The organism is Sanguibacter inulinus, assembly GCF_013415325.1.
Lineage (GTDB): Bacteria > Actinomycetota > Actinomycetes > Actinomycetales > Cellulomonadaceae > Sanguibacter > Sanguibacter inulinus.
In genome coordinates, this window is record NZ_JACBYE010000090.1 from 1 (window position 1) to 6,331 (window position 6,331).

The following is a 6,331-nucleotide window of genomic DNA, read 5'->3' on the forward strand; positions in this document are numbered from 1 at the left end:
CCCGAGAGACGAGCGTCGAGCATGGCTGACCGTCCCGCCGCACCCCAGCCCACCGAGACCGCACCCTCCGGACCTCGGGCGCCCGCGACGACCCTCCCCGTCGCCGCACCCGCCCAGGTCCGCGCCGTGGTGCTCGACGCGGTCCGGCTCCGTCGCGGCCGGGCCGCAGCTGTCGCGGTGCTGTTCCTCCTCGCCTCGGCGGCCGGGCTCGTGGTCCCAGCCTGCCTCGGCGCGATCGTCGACGGCGTCACGGACGGTGCCGGCTTCCCGGTGCTCCTGCGCTGGGTGGCCGGAGCGGCGCTCGGCGCTCTCGGTGCCGCAGTGGCGGCCCTCGCGGGCGCGCGGGTGCTGACGGGCCTCGTCCAGGACGTCCTCGCGAGCCTGCGCGAGGACGTCTTCGCCTCGGCCATGCGCCTGCCCGTGGGGGTGGTCGACGACGGCGAGACCTCCGACCTGCTGTCCAGGGTCACCGGCGACGTCGACGCCGTGGCCGAGGCGGGCGGAGACGTCGCCCCGACCCTGCTGTCGGCGGGCTTCGCCGTGGTGGTCTCGGTCGGCGCGCTCACGGCGATCGACCCGTGGCTGGCGCTCGCGGGCCTGTCGTGCGCCCCCTGCTACGTGGTCGGGGCGCGGGCGTTCCTGCGGCGGTCGAGGGTCGTCTTCGGCGAGGTCAGGGTCCGCGAGGCGGCCCGCAGCCAGGCTGTCCTGGAGGCTGTCGAGGGCATGGAGACCGTGACGGCTCTCGGGGAGCAGGAGCAGGCGCTCGCCCGGGTGCGGTGCCGTGCCGAGGACTCGATCCGTGGGCAGGTCGAGGGGGTGCGGCTGCGGAACAGGCTGTTCCGGTGGATCAACGGGGGAGAGGCGCTCGGTCTCGTGGCGATCCTCGCGACAGGCTTCGTGCTGTCCTCGGCAGGCTCCGTGAGCGTGGGGATGGTGACCACCGCGGCGCTCGTGTTCCACAGGTTGTTCGGACCTGTCGGGCAGCTGATCTTCGGTCTCGACGACATCCAGCGGGCGGCGATCGGCCTGGCACGCCTCGTCGGCGTGATCGAGGCGGCCGCAGACGTCCCCGCGGCCCGGCAGGTCTCAGCAGATGCCGAGGCCTCGCGCCAGCGTCCCCGGGGCGAGCGCCGGCCGACAGGGGTCGAGCTGCGCGACGTGACCTTCCGCTACCCGACGAGCGGACGCGGCATCAGCGGCGTGACCCTGCGCGTGCACCCGGGGACGACGGTCGCCCTGGTGGGCACCTCGGGGTCGGGCAAGAGCACGATCGCCCGCGTGGTCGCCGGCCACCACGAGCCGATCTCGGGGACCGTCGCCTTCGACCACCCGACGACGCCGTACTACGTCTCGCAAGAGCTCCACGCCTTCCGCGGCAGCATCGGTGACTCGCTCCGGCTGGCTGCCCCCGAGGCCGGTGACGAGGAGGTCGTCGCCGCACTCCTCTCTGCCGGTGCGGACTGGGCGGTGCCGACGGTCGTCGCAGAGAGCGAGCGCGCGGCCGAGAGCGCGAGTGGGGACGACGCGGGCGGACTCGGCGCCCCAGGGGCCGGTGCAGCCCCACCGGGGACAGCGCCCCTCGACGAAGGGCGCATCCAGCAGCTGGCGATCGCCCGGGCGATCCTCGCGGACCCTGAGGTGGTGATCCTCGACGAGGCGACGGCCGACGTCGGGCTGCAGCACCGCGCAGCCGTCGACGCGGCTGTCACGGCGCTGCGGCGCGACAGGACGGTGATCTTCGTGGCGCACAGGCTCCAGCAGGTCGTCACCGCGGACCTCGTCGTGGTGGTCGCCGACGGGAGGGTGGTCCAGCAGGGCACGCACGACGAGCTCCTGACGGCCGAGGGCGCCTACAGGGAGTTCTGGCAGGCGTCTGCGGAGCCGCTCGTCGCGGAGACGCCCGCGCCCCGCTGAGGAGGCGCGGGCGGCTCGCGCCGCACCAGGTCAGGTCAGGCCGTGCGCTGCGCCTCGGCGAGGCGTGCCGGCACGTCGGCGGCCGTCATGCGGACCCCGTAGGCGGGGGTGTCGCGCTCGAAGCGCCAGCTCTCGGCGAGCGGCCCGGCGTCGACGGCGTCGAAGCCGAGCTCGTCGAGCAGCGTGCTGACGAGGGTCTTGGCCGCGTCGTCGTCACCGGCGATCGGCAGCGCGCGCCTGTCGGGGGTCCCGGAGACCGAGGCGTCGTCGGTGAGGTCGGCCGCGGTGATGTTGTTGAAGGCCTTGACGACCTTCGACCCCGGCAGGTGCGCCTGGAGCATCGCGGAGACCGTCGTGGTGCCCTCGTCGAGGGCGGGGATACGACCGTCGCGCTCGAAGTAGTAGTTGTTGGTGTCGATGACGATCTTGCCGTCGAGGGGCTCGACGGGGACGTCGCGGTAGGCCTTGAGCGGGACGGTGACGACCACGAGGTCGCCTGCCTCCGCAGCCTCGGCTGCTGTCGCGGCGCGGGCGCGCGGCCCGAGCTCGGCGACGAGGTCGGCGAGGGTCTCCGGCCCGCGGGAGTTGCTCACGACGACGTCGTAGCCGTGCGCGACGGCGAGGCGGGCGAGCTGGCTGCCGATGTGGCCCGAGCCGACGAGCCCGATGGTGGTGAGTCCGGTGGCTGTCATGGTGCGGCTCCTTCTCGAGACGGCCGCGGCGAGGTGCCGCGGCGGTGCTGTGTCGTGCTGATCGGGCAGTGGTCGGTCTGGCCCTGCTCTGGGGCGGTGACCTCACGGTCACCTCTCTGCGCCAACACCGCGCGCCGCCGAGAGCATCCCGGAGGAGCGGTTCCTCGCATCCCGTGGTCTTCCTGAAGGCTGGCACCGACCCGTGTGCAGCGTCTTCTCGAACGTTGCGAACGCGCGTACGCTGTGTTCGACGGCGAGAGCGAGGACGAGGCCATGGCTGCAGAGCTCGTAGAGCACACCTATCTTCCTGGGCACGAGGGCGACCTCGCTGAGGTGCACAGCTTTCTCGAGGCGCACGCGCGTTCACGCGGTGCGGCAGTCGCTCCGCGGTACCTGCTCGTAGACGAGCGTGAAGGTGACCAGGTGGAGCTGCCGGAGCCCATGTACAGGCTTCTCGTCCAGGTCGCGGAGGCGCTGAGCGCCGGCCGCGCGGTCACCGTGGCACCGAGATCGACGGTCCTGACGACTCAGCAGGCGGCTGAGGTCCTCGGCGTCTCGCGCCCTACGGTGGTGCGACTCATCGATGCTGGGGAGATCCCGTCAGAGCGGCCGGGGACACGGCGTCAGGTCCTGCTGAGCGACGTGCTGGCGTACAGGGAGAAGCGTCGCCGGATGCAGTACGACATGCTCGAGGCGACAGCCGTCGACCTGGCAGACGAGGGCGACCCTGAGGAGGTAGCTGCGCAGATGCGAGAAGTGCGCAAGGTGGTGGCTGAGCGGCGTCGGAGCGCCCGGTAGAAGCCTGCGATGATCTGACACATGTTCTCGGCCGTCCTCGACACCTGCGTGCTCTGGCCGAGCCTTCAGCGTGACTTCCTGCTGAGTCTTGCAGTCGAGAACCTCTACCGACCCTTGTGGTCGTCGGCGATCCTCGAGGAGCTGGAGATGCACGAGGCCCGGAAGCTCGTCGGTCGAGGGGTATCGATGCCAGACGCCCATCGGAGCGCCCAGCGTCTGGTCGAACAGATGACCGCGGCCTTCGACGACGCGTGCGTCTCTGGGTGGGAGCCTCTGGACGGCACCTACGGCCTCCCAGATCGCGATGACGAGCACCTCGTCGCCGCTGCGGTCGTCGGCGGGGCTGGCACGATCGTGACGATGAACGTCCGTGACCTCCCGGCCGCCAGGCTGCCGGCCCATGTCCAGGTCACGTCCCCAGCCGACTTCGCTCTCGAGACCGTCGAGATCGACCCGGAGAGAGCCTTCGAAGGGGTGGTGAAGATGGCTGAGCGCCGACGGCGGGACCCGGTCCAGAGCGTCGACCAGGTGCTCATGATCCTGGGTGACCGCTACGGCATGGTTGCTGCAGCTGCCGTGCTGAAGGGGGCACGGTGATGTCGCTGCACCCGGTTCCCGAGGACCGGGCGCACGGAGCGCGGCCCGGGTCAGCCGGTGCCGGGCGCGACGCTGTCACGACGGGTGTCGGCTCCCGCCCCACCCGCCTCGTCGGCATCGACCTCGCGCGGTTCCTCGCCGTGCTCGGGATGATGGCCGCTCACCTCATGCCACCCTCTGGGTACCCGGGGCACGTGCCGTGGGTGTCGCGGGTGGTCGACGGGAACGCGTCGACCCTCTTCGCGGTGCTCGGGGGTGTGAGCGTGGTGCTCGCCTCCAGGTCGACCCTCGCGCGCGGCGAGGTCGCCGCCGCACGGTGGACGACAGCCACGCGTGGGGTGCTCGTCGTGCTGCTGGGCGCGACCCTCGCGCTCGGGCCGGCGAACGTCGTCGTGGTCCTCGTGTACTTCGGGGTGACGCTCGTGTGCGCCGTGCCGTTCCTGCGGGTGCGGCCGGGCTGGTTGCTCGCCTGGGCCGGGCTGCTCGCCGTCGTCGGACCCGTCGTCAACGCCTCGGTCCGGGCGGCCCTCGACGTCGAGGGCGAGGGCGGGAGCCTCGGCTGGGGAGAGCTCGTCGACCCTCTGGTCGCGCTGCGTGCCGTCGTCCTCACCGGGACGTATCCCGTCGTCACGTGGTTGGTCTACGTGCTCGTCGGCATGGCCCTCGCGAAGGTGCTGCTCGCCGCCCGCGAGGCCGGGACCGACCGCCGGCTGCTGGTGCGGCTGCTCGCCTGGGGCGTCGTGCTGGTCGCCGGGAGCCTCACGCTGAGCACGCTCGTCTACGAGGTCGCGGGCCGCGCGGCAGCCCTCGCCGCCTATCCGTCCTTCACGGGCCCGCAGGTCGACCTCTTCGTGGGGGAGTCGGGGTGGGGTGCCCCGCTCGACACGGGCTGGTGGGCGCTCGCCCTCCAGACCCCGCACACGGGCGCGCCGCTCGACGTGCTGCGCGGCGTCGGGGTCGCGCTCGTGGTGGTCTCGGCGATGCTGCTGCTCGCCGCAGCCCTGCCCGGCTGGGCGCTGCGGCTCGTCGAGCCCCTGCGCGCCGCCGGGGCTGCGCCGCTGACCGTCTACACGCTCCACGTCCTCGGCGTCGGGGTGACGGGCAGGATGATCGAGGCTGTCGTCCGCGCCGGAGGCTTCACCGAGGTCCCCTGGTGGTACCTGGGACCGTGGATCTTCGCCGTGCACGCGGCCGGGGCTGTCCTGGTCGGTGTGGTCCTCGCGACCCTCGGCCGCAGGGGCCCGCTCGAGACCGCGGTCAGCGCCGCCGCACGCCGCACGGGGACGTGGGCCGCCGGGCTCGGCCGGAGTCGCTGAGGTTGGCGCTCAGCACCTGCCGCACCTACCGCACCTGCCGCACCGACCTCGTCACCGTGAACTTCGGGTCCTGGCGCACCATGGTCGTCGGCCCGACGGTCCTGGACAGCGCGCTCTTGTGGCGCAGGTGCGAGTTGTAGACCGTCCACAGCTCGCCGCCGGGCCGGAGCACGCGGGCGGCCGCCGCGAACATGCGGTGCGCGGCGTCCGTCTCGAGGGTCGTACCGGCGTGGAACGGCGGGTTGCAGACGACGAGGTCGGCCGACCCGTCTGGGAGCGTCGAGAGCGCGTCGTCCCGCAGCCCGCTCACGCGGTCCCCGACACCGTACGCCGCGGCTGTCGCGAGGGCCGACGCGACGGCGGCTGCCGACTGGTCGGAGGCGACGACCCGGATCCCGGGCCTGGAGCGGGCGAGGACCGTGGCGAGCACGCCGGTCCCGCACCCGAGGTCGACGGCGTCGCGTGCCTCGGGGTGGGCCTCGTCGAGCACGGCGAGCAGGGCGCGCGTCCCGATGTCCAGACGGGCACCCGCGAAGACCCCGCCGTGCGCGACGACGGTGAGGTCGAGCTCGGCCAGGTGCGCGCTGCGGGGGAAGACCGGCGCCGCCGTCCGGGCTGCGTCGAGAGGTCGACGGGCGACGAGCGCCCGGGCCTTGAAGCGCCCGAGCGTCGCGTGCACCTCGCCGAAGGACCGCCCGAGCACCTCGTTCATCGACCGGGTCATGTGCTTGACCGGCCCGCCCGCGTAGACGACCACGTCGTCGGGTGCCCAGCGGGCGATCGCCTGGGCCGTCTCCTCGAGGGCGTCGAGGCTCTTCGGCAGCCGCAGCAGCACGAGGCCGGCCGCGCTCAGGAGCGAGGCGTCGAGACTCGGGTGGACGACGACGTGGCGCGAGGAGGGGACGGGCCCGAGCAGCTCGAGGAGGGCCCGCTCGGCCGAGGCGGAGTCCTGGTAGGACCTGACGGTCCCGGGTGCAGCGGCAGGTGCGGCCTCAGCCCCGGTCTCCGTAGCCC

The 6,331-nt window shown here is 73.1% G+C and carries 6 protein-coding genes; 4 read left to right on the forward strand and 2 right to left on the reverse strand.

What is annotated here, in order from left to right; translation table 11 throughout:
- Positions 1–21 precede the first annotated feature (21 nt).
- Positions 22–1,914 (forward strand): ABC transporter ATP-binding protein, encoded by a 1,893-nt coding sequence (locus tag HZZ10_RS18810; RefSeq protein ID WP_179914684.1) that lies wholly within the window; start codon positions 22–24, stop codon positions 1,912–1,914.
- Between the two features lie 35 nt (positions 1,915–1,949).
- Here the strand turns inward: HZZ10_RS18810 and HZZ10_RS18815 are convergent, their stop codons facing one another.
- Positions 1,950–2,606, reverse strand: a complete 657-nt coding sequence (locus tag HZZ10_RS18815) for an NADPH-dependent F420 reductase (RefSeq protein ID WP_179914685.1) — start codon at positions 2,604–2,606, stop codon at positions 1,950–1,952.
- Between the two features lie 273 nt (positions 2,607–2,879).
- On the opposite strand from HZZ10_RS18815, the gene HZZ10_RS18820 reads away from it, so the two are divergent.
- From HZZ10_RS18820 to HZZ10_RS18830, 3 genes are read left to right on the forward strand one after another with little or no spacing between them, the layout of a single operon-like run.
- Positions 2,880–3,404 (forward strand): helix-turn-helix domain-containing protein, encoded by a 525-nt coding sequence (locus tag HZZ10_RS18820; protein WP_179914686.1) that lies wholly within the window; start codon positions 2,880–2,882, stop codon positions 3,402–3,404.
- 21 nt (positions 3,405–3,425) lie between these two features.
- Entirely contained in the window at positions 3,426–4,001 is a 576-nt protein-coding gene (locus HZZ10_RS18825; protein ID WP_179914687.1) for a PIN domain-containing protein, read from the forward strand.
- The gene (locus HZZ10_RS18830; protein WP_179914688.1) at positions 4,001–5,317 is read left to right on the forward strand and encodes a heparan-alpha-glucosaminide N-acetyltransferase domain-containing protein; all 1,317 of its coding nucleotides are present in this window, start codon (positions 4,001–4,003) and stop codon (positions 5,315–5,317) included. The genes HZZ10_RS18825 and HZZ10_RS18830 overlap by 1 nt, the downstream gene beginning before the upstream one ends.
- 25 nt (positions 5,318–5,342) lie before the next feature.
- On the opposite strand, the gene HZZ10_RS18835 is transcribed toward HZZ10_RS18830, so the two are convergent.
- Positions 5,343–6,331: class I SAM-dependent methyltransferase (locus tag HZZ10_RS18835; RefSeq protein ID WP_179914689.1), on the reverse strand; the 989-nt coding region annotated here is incomplete at its 5' end.

Coding starts and splice junctions, on each gene's coding strand:
- HZZ10_RS18820 (WP_179914686.1), top strand. CDS start 2,880: ATGGCTGCAGAGCTCGTAGAGCACACCTATCTTCCTGGGCACGAGGGC.
- HZZ10_RS18825 (WP_179914687.1), top strand. CDS start 3,426: ATGTTCTCGGCCGTCCTCGACACCTGCGTGCTCTGGCCGAGCCTTCAG.
- HZZ10_RS18810 (WP_179914684.1), top strand. CDS start 22: ATGGCTGACCGTCCCGCCGCACCCCAGCCCACCGAGACCGCACCCTCC.
- HZZ10_RS18830 (WP_179914688.1), top strand. CDS start 4,001: ATGTCGCTGCACCCGGTTCCCGAGGACCGGGCGCACGGAGCGCGGCCC.
- HZZ10_RS18815 (WP_179914685.1), bottom strand. CDS start 2,606: ATGACAGCCACCGGACTCACCACCATCGGGCTCGTCGGCTCGGGCCAC.